At 42.8% G+C, this 21,892-nt stretch carries 19 protein-coding genes; 14 read left to right on the forward strand and 5 right to left on the reverse strand.

What is annotated here, in order from left to right; genetic code table 11:
- Nucleotides 1–62 precede the first annotated feature (62 nt).
- The 3 genes from AO382_RS05185 (at nucleotide 63) to AO382_RS10875 (ending at nucleotide 1,507) form a co-directional block, all read left to right on the forward strand.
- Nucleotides 63–488: a helix-turn-helix domain-containing protein gene (locus tag AO382_RS05185; protein WP_064617994.1), complete on the forward strand. Its 426-nt coding sequence runs from the start codon at nucleotides 63–65 to the stop codon at nucleotides 486–488.
- Nucleotides 479–1,084 carry an IS630 family transposase gene (locus tag AO382_RS05190; protein WP_064618732.1) on the forward strand — a complete coding sequence of 202 codons (606 nt, stop codon included), beginning with the start codon at nucleotides 479–481 and terminating at the stop codon, nucleotides 1,082–1,084. Before AO382_RS05185 ends, AO382_RS05190 begins: the two co-directional genes overlap by 10 nt.
- A 237-nt stretch (nucleotides 1,085–1,321) precedes the next feature.
- Entirely contained in the window at nucleotides 1,322–1,507 is a 186-nt protein-coding gene (locus AO382_RS10875) for a hypothetical protein (RefSeq protein WP_201030219.1), read from the forward strand.
- Nucleotides 1,508–1,973: 466 nt separating this feature from the next.
- Here the strand turns inward: AO382_RS10875 and guaA are convergent, their stop codons facing one another.
- The 5 genes from guaA to dnaA all read right to left on the reverse strand — a co-directional run bounded on the left by guaA (nucleotide 1,974) and on the right by dnaA (nucleotide 10,111).
- Complete coding sequence (gene guaA, locus AO382_RS05200; RefSeq protein ID WP_064618734.1) at nucleotides 1,974–3,533, reverse strand: glutamine-hydrolyzing GMP synthase; 1,560 nt, start codon at nucleotides 3,531–3,533, stop codon at nucleotides 1,974–1,976.
- A 173-nt stretch (nucleotides 3,534–3,706) separates the two neighbouring features.
- Nucleotides 3,707–6,166 (reverse strand): DNA topoisomerase (ATP-hydrolyzing) subunit B, encoded by a 2,460-nt coding sequence (gene gyrB / locus AO382_RS05205; protein WP_064618736.1) that lies wholly within the window; start codon nucleotides 6,164–6,166, stop codon nucleotides 3,707–3,709.
- 135 nt (nucleotides 6,167–6,301) lie between these two features.
- Nucleotides 6,302–7,510, reverse strand: a complete 1,209-nt coding sequence (gene recF / locus AO382_RS05210) for a DNA replication/repair protein RecF (RefSeq protein WP_064618738.1) — start codon at nucleotides 7,508–7,510, stop codon at nucleotides 6,302–6,304.
- 3 nt (nucleotides 7,511–7,513) lie between these two features.
- Entirely contained in the window at nucleotides 7,514–8,671 is a 1,158-nt protein-coding gene (gene dnaN / locus AO382_RS05215) for a DNA polymerase III subunit beta (protein ID WP_064618740.1), read from the reverse strand.
- A 36-nt stretch (nucleotides 8,672–8,707) separates the two neighbouring features.
- A complete protein-coding gene (gene dnaA / locus AO382_RS05220) occupies nucleotides 8,708–10,111 on the reverse strand; it encodes a chromosomal replication initiator protein DnaA (RefSeq protein WP_064618742.1) in 1,404 nt (467 codons plus the stop codon).
- 603 nt (nucleotides 10,112–10,714) lie between these two features.
- Here dnaA and rpmH point away from each other — a divergent pair.
- The 11 genes from rpmH (at nucleotide 10,715) to thrC (ending at nucleotide 21,891) form a co-directional block, all read left to right on the forward strand.
- Entirely contained in the window at nucleotides 10,715–10,849 is a 135-nt protein-coding gene (gene rpmH, locus AO382_RS05225; RefSeq protein WP_003662232.1) for a 50S ribosomal protein L34, read from the forward strand.
- Between the two features lie 85 nt (nucleotides 10,850–10,934).
- Nucleotides 10,935–11,375, forward strand: a complete 441-nt coding sequence (rnpA, locus tag AO382_RS05230; protein ID WP_227513635.1) for a ribonuclease P protein component — start codon at nucleotides 10,935–10,937, stop codon at nucleotides 11,373–11,375.
- Nucleotides 11,376–11,392: 17 nt separating this feature from the next.
- Nucleotides 11,393–11,713 carry a membrane protein insertion efficiency factor YidD gene (gene yidD / locus AO382_RS05235; protein ID WP_064618744.1) on the forward strand — a complete coding sequence of 107 codons (321 nt, stop codon included), beginning with the start codon at nucleotides 11,393–11,395 and terminating at the stop codon, nucleotides 11,711–11,713.
- A 169-nt stretch (nucleotides 11,714–11,882) separates the two neighbouring features.
- A complete protein-coding gene (gene yidC, locus AO382_RS05240; protein ID WP_064618746.1) occupies nucleotides 11,883–13,526 on the forward strand; it encodes a membrane protein insertase YidC in 1,644 nt (547 codons plus the stop codon).
- 165 nt (nucleotides 13,527–13,691) lie between these two features.
- The gene (gene mnmE / locus AO382_RS05245; protein ID WP_064618748.1) at nucleotides 13,692–15,092 is read left to right on the forward strand and encodes a tRNA uridine-5-carboxymethylaminomethyl(34) synthesis GTPase MnmE; all 1,401 of its coding nucleotides are present in this window, start codon (nucleotides 13,692–13,694) and stop codon (nucleotides 15,090–15,092) included.
- Nucleotides 15,093–15,191: 99 nt separating this feature from the next.
- Entirely contained in the window at nucleotides 15,192–15,662 is a 471-nt protein-coding gene (gene nrdR / locus AO382_RS05250) for a transcriptional regulator NrdR (protein ID WP_064610171.1), read from the forward strand.
- Nucleotides 15,659–16,711, forward strand: coding sequence for a bifunctional diaminohydroxyphosphoribosylaminopyrimidine deaminase/5-amino-6-(5-phosphoribosylamino)uracil reductase RibD (ribD, locus tag AO382_RS05255; RefSeq protein ID WP_064618750.1), 1,053 nt, complete (start codon nucleotides 15,659–15,661; stop codon nucleotides 16,709–16,711). Before nrdR ends, ribD begins: the two co-directional genes overlap by 4 nt.
- A gap of 285 nt (nucleotides 16,712–16,996) precedes the next feature.
- Nucleotides 16,997–17,665 (forward strand): riboflavin synthase, encoded by a 669-nt coding sequence (locus AO382_RS05260; RefSeq protein ID WP_064618752.1) that lies wholly within the window; start codon nucleotides 16,997–16,999, stop codon nucleotides 17,663–17,665.
- 130 nt (nucleotides 17,666–17,795) lie between these two features.
- On the forward strand, nucleotides 17,796–18,821 hold the full coding sequence (gene fmt, locus AO382_RS05265; protein WP_064618755.1) for a methionyl-tRNA formyltransferase: 1,026 nt from the start codon (nucleotides 17,796–17,798) through the stop codon (nucleotides 18,819–18,821).
- Entirely contained in the window at nucleotides 18,811–20,157 is a 1,347-nt protein-coding gene (gene rsmB / locus AO382_RS05270; protein WP_064618756.1) for a 16S rRNA (cytosine(967)-C(5))-methyltransferase RsmB, read from the forward strand. The genes fmt and rsmB overlap by 11 nt, the downstream gene beginning before the upstream one ends.
- Nucleotides 20,158–20,475: 318 nt before the next feature.
- Nucleotides 20,476–21,891: a threonine synthase gene (gene thrC, locus AO382_RS05275; protein WP_064618758.1), complete on the forward strand. Its 1,416-nt coding sequence runs from the start codon at nucleotides 20,476–20,478 to the stop codon at nucleotides 21,889–21,891.
- The last annotated feature ends 1 nt before the right edge of the window (nucleotide 21,892 follow it).

Raw genomic sequence — 21,892 nt, forward strand, 5'->3', positions numbered from 1 at the left:
TAAGTAATCCGCCAAATTAATGTTATGATATTATCAACTACCCATCATAACATTAAACACAAATGAAAATCAGCACCATTGAACTAACAGACACTCAAAAACAAGCACTTGAGCAAGGCTACAAACTAGGCGAAACAGCAGTCTATCGACAACGATGTCATCTCATTCTACTCAAAAGCCAAGGCTACAAAGCTAAAGATATAGCAAACATACTAGACACCAACATCCAAAGTGTCTATAACTGGATCAAACGCTACCGAGAGCATGGCATACAAGGACTACAAACCAAACTAGGACAAGGCAGAAAAGCCATACTCACCCATGAGCATGAACAAATCGTCAAAGACTGTATTAGCCGAGAACACCAACGAGTTAAACTCATTATGAATGAACTCACTGAGCAAACAGGTAAACAATTTAGCCAACGCACCCTTGAGCATTTTTTAAAAGTCTTGGCTACACCTACAAACGCATCCGAATGCGACTAAAAGGGCAATGTCACCTAAAACTATACCAACTTAAAAAACAGCAACTTGCCATACTTGAGAACTTAAGCCAAAACAACCACATCGACCTATACTACGGCGATGAAACCAAAATCAGTCAAACAGGCTATGTACCCTATGGTTGGCAACACAAGGATGAAAACATCAGCATTTCTGTGCAACGGGGTAAAGATATTAACTGTTTTGGTCTACTCTCAAGAACCATGCAGTTTCATTACCAACTAAGCGAAACGAATATGACGGCTAATGATATACTTACCTTTATTGATGAGATATCATTAAAAATTAACAAATACACGGTACTTGTATTAGATAATGCCAGAGTCCATACTGCCAAAGTGATTCAAAAGCGGTTAAAGATTTGGCAACAGCGTGGTTTGTTTATCTTTTATTTACCGCCTTACAGTCCACAGCTTAATATTATTGAGCGTTTATGGAAAGAGGTAAAACAAGGCTGGCTTAGACCGTGTGATTATGTCGATTTCGATTCACTGCGTTACGGTGTAAATCGTGTTTTTGCTAATATCGGTTCAACGTTAAACTTGAACTTTAAACAGTTTATTAATGTAATTATTTAATTTTGTCGGATTACTTATGCTGATTTATATAACAGAAGTAAATAGTTATTTCTAATTTTTATCAGAATTTCTCTTTATCTTTATCTTTAGTATACAGTTTTATTATAAGATATAATAAATATAGTAGATTGTAATATGAATAATAAAACTGTATCGGAACGATTGGAATATCTTCGTTCTATAAATGAAAAAACATAAAAAGAATTTACTGAGCTTTTAGGAATACCTCAGCCTTCTATGCCTGCATATGGAAATGGAAAAAATAATCCTACAATAGATGTTCTGATAGATATTACCGATAAATGTAAAGTATCTTTAAACTGGCTTGCTGGAAGAAGTGATTACACTTTCGGTATTTTAAGTATGAAAGATTTTGTATTATTTATGTATGAACTAGTAATAAAAAAAAGAAATTGGATTTGAAATAATTGTGGAAGATAAATTCCGAAATAATGACATTGAAACCGATGAAAGTAAATGGAATATTAAGCTTGTGTTCTATGGTAATGATAAAGAACACGCTTTTCTTTTAGTGCTAATGTATGCAATATTCTAAAAGAGTTGCCTGATAATCTATTTGACCTAAAGTCCTGCTCTATCACAAAAGAACAGTTTAATTCTTTGAAAAATGGCTGTAGAGTATTATTCTCTACCACTAATACAGAAAGAATTTAAAGAACTGTCAAGAGATAAGATTCTAAAAAAGAAAATTGAATACCTGAAAGAAAATAATTTACTATCAAAAGAAATGCTATGGGGACTCTCTGTAGTATCTTTAAATACAAAAAAAATCACCCAAAGAATTACTCTTCAGGTGGCCCATTTCTAAACTTTGCAAGTACAACGCTCACAAAATGGCTATTTATAAGGCTTTAGAACCTGTTTTTAGCTATTCCCATTCAATCGTCGCAGGTGGCTTGCTTGAGACATCATAAACCACACGAGAGACATCCTTGATCTCATTCATGATACGCGTTGAGATTCTATCCACCAACTCATAAGGCAAATGAGCAAAGCGAGCGGTCATAAAGTCAACGGTCTCAACCGCACGCAGAGCGATCACCCACGCATAGCGTCTGCCATCACCGACGACGCCCACCGATTTGACAGGCTGAAACACCGCAAAGGCTTGTGCGGTCTTATCATACCAGCCCGATTGGCGAAGCTCCTGCATAAAAATATCATCCGCTAAGCGCAAGATATCGGCATACTCTTTTTTGACTTCACCCAAGATACGCACGCCTAAGCCAGGACCAGGGAAAGGATGGCGATAAATCATATGATGCGGAATGCCCAGCGCAACACCCAATTTGCGGACTTCATCCTTAAATAAATCACGCAAAGGCTCGACCAGCTCAAACGCCAAATCATCAGGCAGACCGCCCACATTGTGATGTGATTTGATCACATGGGCTTTGCCTTGTTTGCTGGCTGCTGACTCGATGACATCAGGATAAATTGTGCCTTGAGCCAAGAACTTAACGCCATCAAGCTTACGCGCCTCTTCTGAGAACACTTCGATGAACTCGCGTCCAATAACTTTGCGCTTAGCTTCAGGATCAGTCACGCCTGAAAGCGCACTCAAAAAACGTGCCTCGCTGTCAGCGCGAATCACACGAATACCCATATTGTCGGCGAACATTTGCATCACTTGATCGCCTTCGTTTAGGCGCAAAAGCCCGTTATCCACGAACACGCACGTCAGCTGATCTCCGATCGCACGATGTAGCAGCGCTGCAACCACAGAGCTGTCCACACCGCCTGATAAGCCAAGCAAGACTTTTTGATCGCCAATTTGATCTTGAAGCTGCTTGATGCGCATCTCGATGATATTTTCAGAATTCCACGCATTGCCGCAGCTACAAATGATGTGGACAAAGTTTGAAATCAGCTCCACACCTTTTTGGGTATGTGTGACCTCTGGGTGGAACTGCACGCCATAAAATCCACGGCTTTCGTCAGAAGCAGATGCATAAGGGCAGCTTGGGGTAGATGATGTCACAGTAAAGCCTTCTGGCAAGCTGGCTACTTTATCTCCGTGGCTCATCCAAACTTCGGATTGATTTTTTTCGTCGCTGATTTTGCTAAGCAGTTTATCTTGATGTGTGATATCAATTTTGGCATAGCCAAATTCATGCACATCACCCGCTTCAACCTTACCACCCAACTGCTCAGACATGGTCTGAAAACCATAGCAAATCCCCAAAACAGGCACGCCAAGATCAAAGATCGCTTCTGGTGCTCGTGGTGAGTCTGCTTCATGAACGCTTTCAGGACCGCCAGATAAAATGATCCCTTTGGGATTAAATGCACGAATCTCTTCATCAGACATATCAAAAGCGTGCATTTCAGAGTACACGCCTGCTTCGCGAACACGGCGGGCGATGAGTTGGCTGTATTGTGAGCCAAAATCAAGAATAAGAATGCGGTCTTGGGTAATGTTGGTCATTGAGACACCTTACAGATCAGTAGAATAAACGGCATTAAATTTGCGCTATTTTAGCATTTTTTGAGTCTAAAAATAAGTGGCTAATGCGCTTGAGCGTTTAAATTATCATGCATCAAGCCATGTTTTTAGCGCAGTCTAAAAAACCGATGCTTTTTGGGCATCGGTGTTATGATTTAGGCATCAATATCAGCATTGAGTGCATTTTCTTCGATAAAGATGCGGCGCGGCTCAACTTCATCTCCCATCAGGCAGCTGAATAAATGATCGGCTTTGATGGCATCTTCGATGGTGATTTTGAGCATTCGGCGATTTTCAGGATCCATGGTGGTCTCCCAAAGCTGCTCTTTGTTCATCTCACCCAATCCTTTATAGCGCTGCACATCCACACCGCGGCGCGCTGCTAGCATCAGCTGCTGCCAAAGATGATCAAAGTTTTTGATTGCCAAATCTTTATCACCACGGCGTAAAAACGCATCTTCTGACAGCACAGTATTCCACTCAGCAGTCAAGCGCAAAAGACGCGCATAGTCAGAAGAACCCAAAAACCCTGTATCCAACAAATACTGATGTGGCAGACGGTGGATATAAACGGTAACGCGTGGCAACCACTGTCCGTTGCTGTCATCTTCGCCCAAGACTTGCACCGCTTCAACTTTGGCATCAAGCTTTGGCTCTAGGTCTTTAAGCTGATTTTCAAGCGCCAAAGCCCACTGGCTGACCGCCTGCTTATCACTGATTGCAGACACCTCAAGCTTAGGCAAGAAAGTTAGTGCATCCAACAGATGAGACGGATATTTTGATTGCAAATGTGCTTTAATTACTTGGCTTTGACTGTAGTCTTTAAGCAGTTTTTCGAGCGCGACACCCGTCACAGGTGGCGTGTCTTTACTCAAAAACAGCTGATGATCATCGATGGTTGATGATAATAAATAAGCATCCAAAGCTTCGGTATCTTTTAAGTACACTTCCTGTTTACCGCGCTTAACCTTATACAAAGGCGGCTGAGCGATATAAATATAGCCGCGCTCAATCAGCTCCGGCATTTGACGGAAAAAGAAAGTCAGCAGCAAAGTGCGAATATGGCTACCATCCACATCCGCATCAGTCATGATGACGATTTTATGATAGCGAATTTTATCAGGATTATATTCATCAGGTCCAATGCCTGTACCCAGTGCGGTGATGAGCGTGCCCACTTCAGCACTTGAAAGCATCTTATCAAATCGCGCTCGCTCGACATTCAAAATCTTACCTTTTAAAGGCAAGATCGCCTGCATTTTACGATTACGCCCTTGTTTGGCTGAACCGCCCGCAGAGTCACCCTCGACGATGAATAATTCAGACAAAGCAGGGTCTTTTTCTTGGCAATCAGCCAATTTACCTGGCAAGCCTGCGATGTCTAAAGTGCTCTTACGGCGCGTCATCTCTCGGGCTTTACGCGCTGCATCGCGCGCTCTTGCTGCATCGATGATTTTACTTGCAATGGTCTTGGCAGCAGCAGGATTTTCAAGCAAATATTCTGATAAGCGCTCATGCATGGTAGTTTCTACCACAGACTTGACTTCGCTTGATACCAGTTTATCTTTGGTTTGTGAGCTGAATTTTGGATCGGGTACTTTGACCGAAATGATGGCAGTCAAGCCTTCTCTGGCGTCATCCCCTGTGATTTGAACCTTTTCTTTTTTGGTGATATTTTCAGAATCAAGGTAGTGATTAAGACAGCGTGTCAATGCCGAACGAAAACCAGACAAGTGCGTGCCACCATCTTTTTGGGGGATATTATTGGTAAAGCACAATACTTTTTCGTTGTAGCTGTCTGACCATTGTAGCGCCACTTCAACACCGATGCCCTCTGCACCATCTGCACTGAAATGAAAAATGTCGTTTAAGGTCTGTTTATTACCATTGATATAGCTGACAAATTCAGACAAACCGCCTTTATGCTCAAACACCTGAGAGGTGCCTGTGCGCTCGTCAGTCAAGATGATACGCACCCCTGAATTCAAAAATGACAGCTCACGCAACCGCTTGGCAAGAATATCATAGTCAAACTGCTGCACACCCTTAAAGATCTCAAAGCTTGGATAAAATCGTACCTGAGTGCCTGTCTGAGTGGATGGCTCAAGCTTAGACAGCGGAGCGTCAGGCACACCGTCAGTATAGCTTTGAGTGTAAGCATGACCATCACGCCAAATATTCAAGACCAGCTTTTTGGACAGCGCATTGACCACCGAGACGCCAACACCATGTAGACCACCAGATACTTTGTATGAATTATCATCAAATTTACCGCCTGCATGAAGCACCGTCATAATAACCTCGGCAGCCGATACACCTTCTTCAGGGTGGATATCCACAGGAATACCACGCCCATTGTCCATCACTGAGACAGATTCGTCATCATGGACGATAATATTAATCTCATCACAGTGACCTGCCAATGCCTCATCAATGGCATTATCCACCACCTCAAACACCATATGGTGCAAGCCTGTACCATCATCGGTATCGCCGATATACATACCTGGACGGACACGCACCGCCTCAAGCCCACGCAGAACTCGGACATTTTTAGCAGTGTATTCAATGTCTTGTGTATCGACCTGTGGATTATCGTTAATGCTATCGGTCATGAAACTTCCTTAAGTGGGGCGGTTAATTTTTAAGCAAATTGCCCACAATTATTCATAAAAAACAGGGTATATTATAGCATTTTTTTTATAAAAAGTCATTGTCACGCCTAGCTTTTGGCAGTTATTTTATCGACTTTATGAAATGCTGCACTCTTGGAATTTACCCTGTTCCACATGAAACATCTTATAAGATAAATCTTCGGCGGTACGCTGATTTGGTATAGAAGTTGCCATAAAGCCATCAGACTTAAGCGCTAAGATTTTTTGGTGCGTCTGTACATTAAGGCTGGTGATGATCACTTGACAAGGCAACGACAGCACTGCTTTAAGCAAAATTTCAATGGCAGCATCATCAAGTTCTGCATCAAGATCATCAATCAAGACCACTGGCGGATGAGCTGTCTGCACCGATACTTCCTGGATAGCATGACACATCAGCTTTAGCTGAGACAGTTTTAGGGCGGTAATGAGTAGCTTTTTTTCACCGCGCGATAAAACATGCGTGGCTTGTTCGCGGATCTTTTGTCCTTGCTCGTTTTGAAAATGGATTTTGACATTGACATCCGCGCGGTGCGCACCGATGCGCGTGTAACCTAAGTCGATGTCTTGATTAAGGCGCGCCTTTAGGGTTTGGCTCAAGGGTTCTGAGTGATCAAAACCTGCCAAATATTGAAGTCTAAGCGACGAATGATACTCAGGCAAAAGCTGCTTTATCATCTCATCAAAATATCTGGTCCATTGATCAAAAACCGCCAAGCGATGCTCGTGTAAAGCATGGGCATAAAATCCAAGCTGCTCATCCCAAGCAAAAAGCTCGGGCAGCTTGTGATGAATGCCAGGCTGTTTTAATAGGGCGTTTCTTTGCTTGAGTAGGCGCTGGTATTGTAACCACTGATGATAAAACTTAGGCTGAATATGAAAAGCCAGCCAATCAAGCATCTGACGCCGAGAGACGCTGCCTTCATCCAATAGACTCATGCTGACAGGGTCGATGAGCAAGGTTGGCAGGTGAAAGCTTAGCGTACTTTGGGTTGGGACAGTGTGATCATTAAATTTTAAAATGGTGTCGGACTTGCCTGTCTCGTCGAGCTTTTTTTGGATGGCAAGCGTGCATGAGTCTTCAAATGTCGTGCGCGCCCACACAGTGCAAGCGCTTTGATGATGGCGGATGTATCGTTTGGGCTCATGGTGGCGAAAGCTTTTACCTCGTGACAACAAAAACACCGCCTCTAACAGCGATGTTTTGCCACTTCCATTAGCCCCCACAATCAAATTACATGCCGCAAGTGTCAAATTCACCTGCTTAAGATTGCGCAGCCCATGTATTTGTAACTGCTTAATCATAAATTACCGACGCATCGGCATGATGACATAGCGATGCAGATCATCGCCCACTTGATAAATCAGCGCAGGTGAGCTTGGCTGATTGAGCTCAAGGCGAATCTCTCCTTCTAAGACATTGAGTACCGCACGCAGATACGCCTCATTAAAGGTCAGTTCAATGGCGTGACCACTATAATTAACCCCAAGCATTTCTTCAGCTTCACCAAGGGTTTTGTTGGTGACGCCCACTTTACAAAAATCCGTGGTGTCAAAATTCATCAGCACGCCTGGCTCATCTTTGGTATTTAGTACCGAGATGCGGCGCAGCACATCGACCGCTTCATCTTTATTAAATGAAACAATTTTATCATTATTGGTAGGAATCACGCGGCGATAGTCAGGAAATTTACCTTCAATTAAGCGTGCAGACAGTTTCACTGCGATCTCATTGCCAGTGTCTTCATCTTTTAGCATCAAACCTACTTGTAAAAACTCTGTATCAAAACCAAGCTCAACGATATTAGACTCATCAACTGTTTTGGCAAGCTCAATCAGCAGGCGCTCCAATTCAGCCACTGCCTTACCCGGAATGATGACTTGATTGGGCGTATAAGTCTCGTCCAGCAATCGATGCGCCACCGCCAAACGGTGTCCATCTGTCGCAACTGCCGTCAGTGTATTTTCCCCAATATCAAACAGCATGCCCGTCAAATAATAACGCACATCTTGGGTCGCCATCGCAAAGCGCGTATGATGGATCAGGCTGCTAAGATCACCTTGGCTGATTTTTATCACACTCAAAGGCGCCGCCGTACCGATGCTTGGAAAATCATCCGCAGGCAAACAGCTTAATGTATATCTGCCCGTGCCACTGGTGATGATGCAGCGTGTGGTGTTCTCAGGCACATCAATCACCACCGTTTCTTCTGGCAGCGACTTACAAATGCTAAAAAACATCTCAGCTGGCAAGGTTGTGCTGCCTGGCTGAATACAGCCACCTTCAGGCAAAGCAAATCGTGTGGTCAGCTCAAGCTCCAAATCCGACGCCGTCAGTGTCAAAAATCCTTCTTCGAGCACCAATTTGATGTTTGCTAAAATTGCAAAACGATGGCGCTTGTCTGCTGCCTTTACCACCAAATTGATGGCTTTGAGTAATAAGTCGCGATTGATAGATAATTTCATAAAAACTCACTGAATGTGTTGGTTGCTAGGGCAATACTAGACATATTCTAACATCATCTTCAAAGAATGATAATCCTTTTGAATTTTGGCGTCTTGGGCGCGCAGCTCTTCGATCTTCTCACAGGCATGCATGACTGTGGTGTGGTCACGACCACCAAACACCTGCCCAATTTCCGGGAAGCTGTCACGCGTCAATTCGCGAATGAGTGCCATCGCCATCTGTCTGGGTCTGGCGATGTGGCGCGCGCGTTTTTTGCCCATCAAATCCTTTGGGGAGATTTCATAATACTCAGCCACCAAATCACGAATGCTCTCAGCATTCAATGCCCGAGCGCGCGCTTGAACTTGGTCTTTGATGGCGTCTTTGACAAGTGGCAAGCTGACCGGCTCATTACGCAAAATGGTCGCAGACAGCTGCACGCGTTTAAGTGCCCCCTCCAAGCCACGCACATCTGGCGGTAGGTTTTGCGCCATATACAGCGCACACTCTTTGGGCAGTAGCAAATTGAGCACTTGTGCTTTTTTTTCCAAAATCTGGACGCGCATCTCCATGTCTGGCGGCTCAATCGACAGCTGCAAACAGCTTGATAAGCGAGAAATGTAGCGCTCACCAAAACTGGTCATCTGTGAAGGCGGGCGGTCTGAGGCAAGCACCACTTGCTTTTGGGCACCGCCGGCTGAAAATGCATCAAAAAGCTTCATCAAAATTTCGGTGACCTTGGGTGCCTTTGAGCCACTGACCATATGCACATCATCAATGATCAGCAAATCCGCTTGACAAATTTCTTTTTCCATCTGTGCGATGTCATTGGTACGAAATGCTTCTAGCGTGATCTTATAAAAGTGATCTTTGGTAAAATAAAAAAATTGCTTGCCATATTTTTGATAGCGATGTGCCATGGCATGCATCAAATGCGTCTTGCCCAAACCTGATGAGCCGTATATAAAGATAGGACCGTAGTTATGCTTACTGTCTTTTTTAGAAAGTTCATTACAAGCGTTATACGCAGAGGCATTAGACTTACCTTTGACAAATACATCAAAAGTAAATCCTGGATCAATGGGCAGCCCTTCAACAATGCCCGGTTTTTTGGTGGCGGCTTTGTTGGTTTTGGTTTTTTTTAGCGCAGCGTCGCTTGGCGTCGTGCTCACCACCATCTCGATACGAACCGACTGGATCGCCCCTTTGCCATGCTGACGAGCAAGATCGGTGATTTGGCTTAGATAATTGTCTTTGACATGCCGCACCCACATCATGTTAGGCGCAAGTAGCAAAAGCTCAGTATCATTCACTTCTGCCTTTAGGGGTGCGATCCATTGGCGAAAGTCTTTATCCGCCATAGCAAACTGTAAATCAGGCAGGCACAATTGCCACACACGCTCACCCAAATCATTTGGCGAGACGCTATCTTGCACTGGCAAATCTTCAAACAGACTCATGACTTATCCTAATTTAAAAAAACAGCTCAAAGTGATTTTGTACTGCGCATGACCCAAATTGCGCTCAATCGATGGAGTGAAATAGTATCATAATTTTATCAAATTACAAGCGTTATTTTTGTGGATAACTTTATGAATAACCTTGTGGATAACCAAAAATACAGACTTTTCCACAGTTTACGCACATTTTATAAACATTAGTTTCCACAAGATAAGTCAATGAAAATTATCATAATATTGTGGTTATCCACAAAAATTTTTGGTCTATATTATTATTATAATTAGGTTTAAAATTAAATAATAAGGCGCTTTTGATTCTGTGGATAACTTTTAAAATCTGCCTTGAAAAAGCTTATCAAAGTCAATCATTTACCGCCCGAATATTAAACCTTTTGGACGAAACAAAATTAAGTTTATGGTATAAAAATTTAAATTGAGTTCAATAACGAATTGACAACTCAAAAAATATTTGATAGTATTGTCAAGTTTTTCACTCATTTAAAGTGAAAACATTAACTAGTTAATTGTAATTTGAGTTGTTCATCAGTTTCACTTTTGACAACTTTTGGCACCCTTAGGTGCTGACATCTTTAAAGGTGATTTATGAAACGTACATTTCAACCAAGCGTTTTAAAGCGCAAACGCACTCACGGTTTCCGTGCTCGCATGGCAACCAAAAAAGGCCGTCAAGTTTTGGCACGTCGCCGTGCTAAAGGTCGTCATCGTTTGACTGTGTAATAGCCAGTCAAATTAAAAGCACCGATCATACGGTGCTTTTTTATGTCAAAAATATACGATACCATGGCTTAATTATGTTAAAATCATGCCTATTTATACAAAACCTGCCATTATGACACCTGTCCTAACTCAAGCCTCTATAGATATAGCTGTCTCTTCGCCAACTGCTTACAGCTTTGAAAAACGTCACCGCCTGCTGACACCTGCTGATTTTAAAGCAGTGTTTGACTCACCCATCAAAAAGGTGCATACCCCGCATTTGTTGGCATTCATTGCTCAAAATCAAGGCATAGAGTCAAGATTGGGTCTGGCAATCACCAAAAAAAAGCTAAAAAAGGCAGTGGATCGCAATCGACTCAAGCGACTGTGCCGTGAAAACTTTCGCCATCATTACGCTTCTTGGATGGCGATTGATGTGGTTGTTATTGTCAAGGTTAGCTATCCTAGAGAGTTTGACATCGCTACGGAAGTGGCAGAATTATTTAATAAAATTAATAAATCATACTCTGATAAATCAGCTGATTAATTTTTTAATAGTTAGATATGTTAAAAAATATTCTACTACGTTTGATCGAGATTTATCGCCGATGGATCAGTCCGATGATGGCGCCAAGATGTCGTTATTATCCCACCTGTTCGGCTTATAGCCGTCAGGCCATTATCTGGCATGGCGCCGCCAAAGGGCTTGGATTGAGCGTCCGCCGGATCAGCCGCTGTCATCCTTGGGGCGGCAGTGGCATTGATTTTGTTCCGCTGCCTTTGGCTCGCTATCACTATCAGCCAAGCCGTATTTGTTTTTCTTATGTTTTTAAAGATGTTTTGAGTTATCGAGTGCGGCTCAATCATTTGATGAAAATCACTTAGTGCCAGAATTTATTCGGTCAAAACCTAAAAATCACCTTGTTAACCATAATTTATCGGTAACTTAAGCAATATTTTCTAGGATTTTACAGGTATTTTTAGTACAATAAAGGGTTTGAAAATCGATTTAGGCTAATGGCCTGTGTTGTTTATTGCTAATGGATTTGAATTTATGCAAAAAATTCTAAGAATTTTAATCATTGTGGCGATGCTGATCACAGCATATTTGCTGATATTGGCGTGGCGTGATGACTATGCAGGAAAACCTGCAACCACGCAGCCGGTGGCAGCTCAAACCACTCATTCGGATGTGCCAACAACGCAGGAAACAGGCGACATACCTAGTCTGAGCGCAGGTTCTGTGGCGGATACGACCAGTGCAAACTTGATCAGCGTCAGTACTGATCGATATGAGATTAAGATCAATCCTGTGGGCGGTGACATTGTTTATGCTGCGTTAAAGCAGTACAATGCCACCAAAGACAGTGCTGAGCCGTTTGTGTTGCTTGAGACGGATTCTCGCACTTATGTGGCACAGTCTGGATTGATCGGACGAGATGGTATTGATACTGCTGACGGTCGTGCGGTTTATCACAGTCCGCGCAGTAGCTATGTACTTAATCCAAGTGCAGGGTCTTTACAAGTACCTTTAACCTATCAAAAAGATGGCTTGACCATCACCAAGACCTATACATTTAATGCTGGTCGTTACCCAATCAATTTAAGCTATAACATCAACAATAACTCTGATCAGCTATGGCAAGGTCAGATGTACGCGCAGCTAAAGCGTGACAGCAGCGAAGACCCTGGGTTGGATGATAAGGGCATGCTTGGCATGGCAACTTATCTAGGCGGTGCCTGGGGTACGCCAAGTGATCCTTATAATAAGCTTAAGTTTTCTGATTTTGGCGATAATATCAATATCAGAAGTAAAGATGGCTGGGTTGCGATTGTTCAGCATTATTTTGTCTCCGCTTGGACGCCATCAAACAGCTTTGATGCCGATTTCTTTGCACGCACGACCGGTAATGATTTTTATATCGGTTATAATAGTCCAGTGATCAATGTGGCATCAGGTAAGCAAATGACCTTAAATAGCACGCTATACGCAGGTCCAAAAGTGCAGTCTGAGATGGCGTCGGTGGCTGAAGGCTTGAATCAAACCGTGGATTATGGACTGCTGTGGCCAATCTCAAAAGTGCTCTTTGCCATTTTGGATAATATCAATAAAGTGATTGGCAACTGGGGCTGGTCGATCATCGTTTTGACCTTGATCATTAAAATTGCACTATTTTGGCTGTCAAATAAAAGTTATGTTTCGATGGCGAAAATGCGCGCCATCGCCCCAAAACTGCAAGCACTCAAAGATAAGCATGGCGATGATCGCATGGCGATGAGCCAAGAGATGATGCAGCTGTACCGTGACGAAAAAGTCAATCCTATGGCGGGCTGTTTGCCAATTTTGATTCAGATGCCAATTTTCCTGGGGCTTTATTGGATGCTGGTTGAGTCGGTGGAGCTGCGCCATGCGCCTTGGATCGGCTGGATTACCGATTTGTCAGCGATGGATCCTTGGTTTATTTTGCCCATTTTTATGGGTGTGACGATGTTTGTGCAGCAAATGCTCAATCCGCAGCCAACCGATCCGATGCAAGCAAAAATGATGAAAATTTTACCCGTAGTTTTTACAGTGTTTATGCTGTGGTTCCCAGCAGGTCTGGTGCTATACTGGACGGTGAATAACTTATTTAGTATGATTCATCAGCATCTTGTCAATAAGCGCGTGGAGCGCCAAATGCAAGCAAGACAAGCTTAATTTGATCTCTTAAAATCCCACAAATCATAAATTTGTGGGATTTTTTATGGCTGTCGTCATGCTCTTATGGGGTAATAAGTTTGTGGGTCAATAACCAGTGCTAGCAATTTTTTGTACAATGATGATAGAATAAAAGGTTAACTTAGCAAAAGATCTTATCAGTCTATGACAACCAATATTCAACAACTACCTACCATCGCCGCCATCGCCACCCCTATCGGTCAAGGCGGCGTTGGTATCATTCGACTGTCAGGTAAGGATGCTTATCGCATCGGCTGCTTGATCACTGGACGCTCAACTCTGACGCCCAGAGTAGCACATTTTGGCGGTTTTTATGGTCAAGAGGGAGTGATTGATGAAGGTGTGGTGATTTATTTTAAGGCGCCGCACTCATTTACAGGAGAGGATGTGGTAGAGCTGCAAGGTCATGGCGGCATGGTGCTACAAAATATGCTGCTAGCTCGGGTGTTTGAGCTTGGTGCGCGTCAAGCAACAGCAGGCGAATTTACATACCGAGCTTTTGAAAATGATAAAGTTGACTTGGTGCAGGCTGAAGCCATCAGTGATGCCATTTCAGCCACTTCCGTTGCTCAAGCAACCAGCGCCATTCGCTCTTTGACTGGTGAATTTTCCCAAAAAATCAATGAGTTATTAGATAAGCTTGTTCATCTTCGTTTGTATGTGGAGGCATCGATTGACTTTCCTGATGAGGAAGATGTTGATTTTTTGTCAGATGGTGTCATAAAAAGCAAATTAACTGAGATCTTGGCAGGTATAGATCATATTTTGGCGACAGCAAAGCAAGGTCAGCTGCTCCGCGATGGCGTGCATGTTGTGCTTGCCGGTAAACCTAATGCGGGTAAATCCAGTCTGCTTAATCGCCTATCAGGCACTGAACGCGCCATTGTCACCGATATCGCCGGTACCACGCGAGATACGCTTGAAGAAACCTTGGTATTGGGCGGTCTGACAGTGCATTTGACAGATACAGCTGGACTTCGCGAAACCACCGATCATGTCGAAAAAATTGGTATCAAACGTGCATTTGATGCGATCCATCAAGCGGATGTGCTGATGATGGTGTATGATGTCACAGCAGAAGCTGATCCGTTGGCATTGGCTAATCAACTATTTTGTGAAGGTGTGAACGAGGATGTTGGCGATATGATTCGCCAAAAATTAATCTTGGTGGCAAATAAAAGTGACTTATTGGCATCAAAACCGGTTTTGCAGGTTTCATGTGAAACCAAATCAGCGCCGAAGCTCGTCTATGTTTCATGTGAAACAGGTGAAGGACTTGATGAGTTGATTGAAGTTTTAACCCAAAAAGTGGGCTTTCATCCCCCTGAGAACAGTTTGATTGCCCGCACTCGTCATATCGATGCTTTAAATCGCGCCAAAGCGTTCGCCATTGAGGCGCATGAGCAGCTTACCATATACCATGCCGGAGAGTTAGTCGCAGAGAGCCTAAGGCAGTCGCAGCAAGCATTGGGCGAGATCACAGGTCAGATGAGTGCAGATGAGCTCTTGGGCAAGATTTTTTCAAGTTTTTGTATTGGGAAGTAGTGCTATCACCAGTAAATCTTAACAATCCTATTGATGGATATTTTTATAACATATTAGATTTGATTATTTTTACTTAATAATAAAAATTCAGGAGTTTTGATGCATTGCCCATTTTGCAATAAAGCAGATACCAAGGTAACCGATTCTCGGTTAGCTGCCGAAGGTGCTCAAGTGCGCCGCCGTCGCCAATGTTCGGCGTGTGGTGAGAGGTTTACAACCTTTGAAATCTGTGAAATCGTGATGCCAAGAATCATCAAAACCAATAGCCGAATCGAGCCTTATGACCAATCAAAACTTAGACGCTCAATTTCACTACCGCTCCAAAAGCGCCCTATCAGTGCCGATGAAATCGAAGCTTGTATCAGCCGCATAGAGCATCAGCTTAGAAAAACGGGCGAGCGGGAAGTATCAAGTAAGATCTTAGGTGAGATTGTGATGAATGAATTAAAGACGCTTGATGATGTTGCTTATGTGCGCTTTGCCAGTGTGTATCGTGATTTTCAGGACATTGGTCAGTTTCAGGCTGAGCTTGACAAGATTAATCTGCCAAAACACGGTGAATCTTCATGACTGACAAACCATTTACTCAGCAAGATATTTATTATATGCAGCTTGCCATCGCAGAGGCAAAAAAAGGCATTTATACCACCAGGCCTAACCCTGCCGTTGGCTGTGTGTTGGTCAAAGATGGCATGGTGATCGGTCAGGGATACCATCCAAAAGCCGGCCAGCCGCACGCTGAGATTTTCGCCTTGGCTGATGCCAAAGCGCAAGGTTTTGACACCAAAGGTGCGACAGCCTATGTGACACTTGAGCCTTGCAGCCATACGGGTCGTACACCGCCTTGTGCTGATGCGCTCATTGCCGCGGATCTGAAGCGGGTTGTCATCGCAAGTTTAGATACCAATCCCAAAGTTGCCGGTAATGGCGTTAAAAAACTTCAAAATGCGGGAATTGAGGTCTTGGTGGGTGTGTGCGATCAGCAAGCGGCCGGGTTAAATTTGGGTTTTTTGAAGGCGATGAGGACGGGCTTGCCTTATGTGAGGCTAAAGACCGCAAGTAGTCTGGATGGACGCACAGCGATGGCATCCGGCGAGTCCAAATGGATTACAGGATCGGAGGCGCGAGAAGATGTGCAGCGGCTGCGTGCTCGGAGTGCCGCGATCATTACAGGGTCCGGCACCATCATGGCGGATGACCCTGCGATGACAGTGCGAAGTAAGCAACTTGGCGTGGATCTAAAGATGATACCCAAGCCCAAGGTGATCATTGTCGATCGTAGAGGCAGACTGTCAGCATTGGATAATTATCAAGTCCTAAATCACGAGGATACCTTGATTTGGCGCGATGATTTACTTAGCCTGCTACAAACTTTGGTATCACAATACGCTTGCTATGATGTATTGATAGAAGCGGGCAGCGAGCTGTCTGGGGCGTTTATCACAGAAGGCTTGGTCGATGAGCTGATTGTATATCAAGCGCCTTGTATTTTGGGTCAAGATGCCCGTCCGATGTTTGCATGTCAGCTTGATCAATTAGCACAGCAGCATCGATTTGAGCTGCATTCTGTCGATAAAATTGGCAACGACATTCGGCTGATTTATCAAAGTTTAACTTAATTTATTTTAGCGAATTGGTTAATTGTATTCGGTTGTCCACAGCTTATTTTAATGAGTGTTTTATGATTAAGTATAAAGAAAACTGATTTTTAGGCTTGTGGATAAATATGATTATTAACCATTTAATCTGATCCAAATTATAATTAACTCTTTGATTTTTATAAGTATTAATATTTACTTAGAGGACAAATATTAGCCTGTGGAAAACTTAAAGGCGTGATTGTACTTGTAATTTTTATCACTGTCATCATAAAAAAGTTTTCCACAATTTTATGAGAAATTATTATGTTTACAGGAATTATTGAAACCACAGGCAGGCTCAAATCCATCAACCAAATTGGTGGTGATATTCAGCTCGTGATCCATGCGCCAGAGATGGATTTTAGCGATGTTAATCTTGGTGATTCGATCGCATCAAATGGCATCTGTCTGACGGTGGTGGATATTGGTGATAAGACCTATGCGGTGGACGTATCGCGCGAAACGCTGAGCAAAACGGCTTTAAAAAATTGGCGCACTGGCGATACGATTAATCTTGAAAAAGCCATGCTGCCAACCACACGTTTTGGCGGGCATATTGTGGCAGGGCATGTAGATGGTGTGGGCGTGATTCGCCACATCTCAAAAGACGCCCGTTCGATTTATATAGAAATTGAAATTCCAAGTGATCTCATGCGCTACACCGCCGATAAAGGATCGATCACTGTTGATGGGATTAGCTTGACAACCAATGCCATCAAGCCCGAACAAAACATCGTGTGCCTTAATATCATCCCGCATACAGCCGAACGTACTAACATTGATCGGCATTGGTCGGTGGGTGGACTTGTGAATATTGAGGTGGATTTGATTTCTCGGTATCTTGAAAGATTATTGCTGACCTCTAACCAAGCACAAAAATCTGCCGGTAGCATTTCCGAAGAGCTGCTGAATAAGGCGGGATTTTATCTTTAATTATTAAATTTTTATTTATTAAAAAAATTTATATTATTTAATATAACTAATATTATAATTATTTAATATTAAAATATTAGTTATAAATAATAAAATTAAATTAATTAATAAATATAAACAAAGGAATTTTATGGATCATCTTACTCAACCAAAACTGCGTGTCATATTTGCAGGGACGCCTGAATTTGCTGCGGTCAGCCTAAGGCGTCTCATTGATCTACAAGATGTCTTAAATATACAAATCGTCGCAGTTTATACGCAGCCGGATCGTAAGTCTGGACGGGGTCAAAAATTGACCGCTTCAGCGGTTAAGCAAGTGGCGCAGGCCTATGATATACCAGTTGAGCAGCCGGTGAGCTTTAGCCTAAAGTATCAGCCTGAAGATGGGATTAGTGGCGCTGTTTCACGTGAAACTTTGGCTAATTATCAGCCTGATGTGATGATTGTCGCAGCCTATGGGCTGATTTTACCTTTGGGAGTTTTGAAGATACCAAAATTTGGCTGCTTGAATATTCATGGATCGCTACTGCCCAGATGGCGCGGCGCAGCGCCCATTCAGCGTGCTATCATGGCAGGCGATCTAGAAACTGGCATTACGATTATGCAAATGGCAAAAGGTCTGGATACAGGCGACATGCTTTATAAGGTCGCGTGCCCTATTTTGGATACTGATACTGCTCAGACACTTCATGATAAGCTGGCAATCATTGGTGCTGATGCGATAACCACGGTATTACAAAATCTATCTCATTTTCAGTCATTGGCGGAAATTCAAGACGACAGCTTGGCAAATTATGCCGAGAAAATTCACAGCCAAGACGGATTGATCAATTGGAATCAAGATGCTTTGACAATCCAGCGTCAAATCCGTGCGCTCAATGCTTATACTTATCATAAGTCGGAGCGTATCAAGGTGTTAGCGGCGCCGCCCATTAAATCTGATCAAACCACATCGGTGCCAGCTGGCCAAATCGTCAGTGTGGGCAAAAATGCCATTTTGGTTGCCTGTGGCGCTAATGCCAAGGGTGTTCAACACCTGATTAACATTATAAGTATGCAATGGCCAGGTGGTAAGCCACTGACTGCTGAACAGATTTGCCAAAGCAATAAAATCTGTGATGGCGACTATTTTGAGATGAATTCTAATGACAAATAATATAAAAAAACTACACAATCATAAGCTTTCATCTCGTGCAAAAGTGATATTAGTTATTGAAGAAATTTTAAACGGTAAATCGCTGTCAGAGCTACTTGATCCTTTGCTAGAATCAACGGAGATGGACAACCGAGGGTTTGTGCATGAATTGCTGTTGGGTACTTTGCGGCAGTGGTGGGCATTATCTCGAATTTCTGAGAGCTTGATTGAAAATCCTGTGACAGATCAAGGGGTGCAGGCTGCTATTAATATCGGCTTGTATCAACTTATCTATATGAATATACCAGAATATGCTGCGATTAATGACACGGTGGAGGCCTTAAAACAGCTTGGTAAAGAATATGGCACAGGGCTTGTGAATGCAATTCTTCGAAAAACTCAAAAATCAAAAGCGAAATTTACCAAGAAAGTCAATAAAAACCACAGCTTACCAAATTGGCTGGCTAAGCAGCTCAAACAAGATTGGGGTGAGTATTATGATGAGCTGGGCAGTACACTTAGATTTGCCGCACCGATTTTTTTGAGAGTTAATACGAAGTTTTCAGACAACGCATCTTATTGCCAGATTTTAGATGAGCATCATATACAGCACAGTGTGGTATCGCTTGGATATAATCAGGCACAAGCCATCAGGCTAGATGGTGGTGTACGAATTAGTGAATTGCCTTATTTTGATGAAGGATGGGTGTCCGTCCAAGACGCACATGCACAGTTGGCAGGGTTTTTACTAGCACCTATTCTGCAAGTGCAAGACAGTCAGCAATCGGTCTTAGATATGTGTTGTGCTCCAGGCGGTAAAACCACGCATTTGCTTGAGATGTTTCACATGAAACATTTGACCGCCGTTGATAGTGAGAGTGCTCGATTAAAAAGAATGCACGAAAACATCAGTCGCCTTAAGCTTGATACAAAAGATATTTCTGTGGTTTATGCTGATGGTACCTCTTGGCGATCGGATCAATGCTTTGATGTGATTTTGCTTGATGCGCCTTGTACTGCCACAGGTGTTTTGCGTCGCCATCCAGATATTGGACTGCTTAGACAAGAACAGGATATTGCAACTACCGTTAATTTACAAAGAACCATACTGAACAATCTATGGTCACAGTTAAAAGTTGGCGGCGTGCTTTTGTATGTGACTTGCTCTATCTTGAAGGCTGAAAATGAGCGACAAATCATTGATTTTTTGAACGCTAATGATGATGCAAACGCCATGCCTTTTGATTTAAGCTTACCACATCAAATCAAGCAGCAGGTAGGTTATCAATGCTTACCTTTAGATACCAAGGGTGGCGATGGCTTTTATTATGCTTTGCTGACAAAAACAGCAAAATGACAGCCATTTAATCAATGGTAATTTTGATGTATTTGGTGAATGTGGTTATAAGAATTTTGATGATTGAGCGGACTTTGGGTGCTAAAATTACGCCATGTATCTTAAAATAACCCAGCAACTGACCAAGATAACTCTTAGACCAATCAAATTAAACTATGGCGATATTGATAGCATGTAAATTTAGCGGTAATAGATAAGCGTGATTGGTGGGTAAAGTTGGATGAAGCCATCGACCGATTGATAGTTCGCCAATTGCTGAAAATTTATGCTAAAATTAGCTCAATTCATAGTTAAGATATTAAGACAATTGGAGTTTTTATGCAATATATCAGTACCCGTGGCAAGACTCAGCCGATGCAGTTTAGTGATGTGCTTTTGATGGGGCTTGCGCCTGATGGCGGTCTGATGCTGCCAGAAACTTATCCAAGCATTGATGAGGCAACTTTACAAAAATGGCGAAAGCTTAGCTATAGCGAGCTTGCATTTGAGATTATGTCGCTGTTTGTGACAGATATTCCTGCAGATGATTTAAAAAATATCATCAATAAAACTTATACAAAAGCAGCTTTTGGCAGTGAAGATATTACGCCTGTGACTCGTCTTTATGATCGGCTGGCATTGCTTGAGCTGTCAAATGGTCCAACGCTTGCTTTTAAAGACATTGCCATGCAGTTTTTGGGTAATGCGTTTGAATATGTACTAAAACAAAAAAACGAGCGTCTAACCGTCATTGGTGCGACATCTGGCGATACGGGCAGTGCGGCTGAATATGCACTGCGTGGTAAAGATAATATCGAGGTTTTTATGATGTCGCCTGAAGGTAAAATGAGTGCTTTTCAGCGGGCACAGATGTATAGCTTGGATGATGCCAATATTCATAATATCGCCGTAGAGGGAATGTTTGATGATTGTCAAGATATCGTCAAAGCGCTCCAAGAAGATGCAGAATTTAAGGCAAAATATAGCTTAGGTACGGTCAATTCAATCAATTGGGGTCGTATTTTGGCACAAATTGTATACTATTTTAAAGGTTATTTTGGTGCAACCACCGATAACGCCCAAAAAATCAGTTTTTGTGTGCCTTCTGGGAATTTTGGCAATATTTGTGCTGGTCACATCGCACGCCAGATGGGCTTACCGATTGATCGATTGATCGTGGCAACGAATGAAAATGATGTTTTAAATGAGTTTTTTAATACGGGCAAATATACACCACGCACTTCGGTCGAAACTTATGTGACTTCTAGCCCATCAATGGATATTTCAAAGGCTTCAAACTTTGAACGCTTTGTGTTTTTATTGCTTGATAAGGACAGCGTACAAGTCGCTAAGCTGTTTGGAGATGTCAAAAGTGGTAAGGGTTTTGATTTGTCGGATAATTTAAAACTGGTGAATGAAAAATTTGGATTTATAGCTGGTAAATCCACGCACCAAGACCGCTTGGCAACCATCAAAAAAGTTTATGATGATACGCAGCGATTGATCGATCCACACACTGCTGATGGTGTAAAAGTTGCAATTGAGCTACAAAAATCAGATGAGATGATTTTGGTTGCCGAAACAGCATTACCAGCCAAATTCCAAGAAACCATCGTAGAGGCAGTAGGTGAGATGACTTTACCACGACCTGAGCATACCCAAGGCTTAGAAGATAAGCCCCAATATGTCACTGTGGTGCCTAATGATACTCAAGCGGTAGCAGCATTGATTGAGCAATATGTTACTGCGTGCTGAT

The organism is Moraxella catarrhalis (genome assembly GCF_001656295.1).
Classification (GTDB): domain Bacteria; phylum Pseudomonadota; class Gammaproteobacteria; order Pseudomonadales; family Moraxellaceae; genus Moraxella; species Moraxella veridica.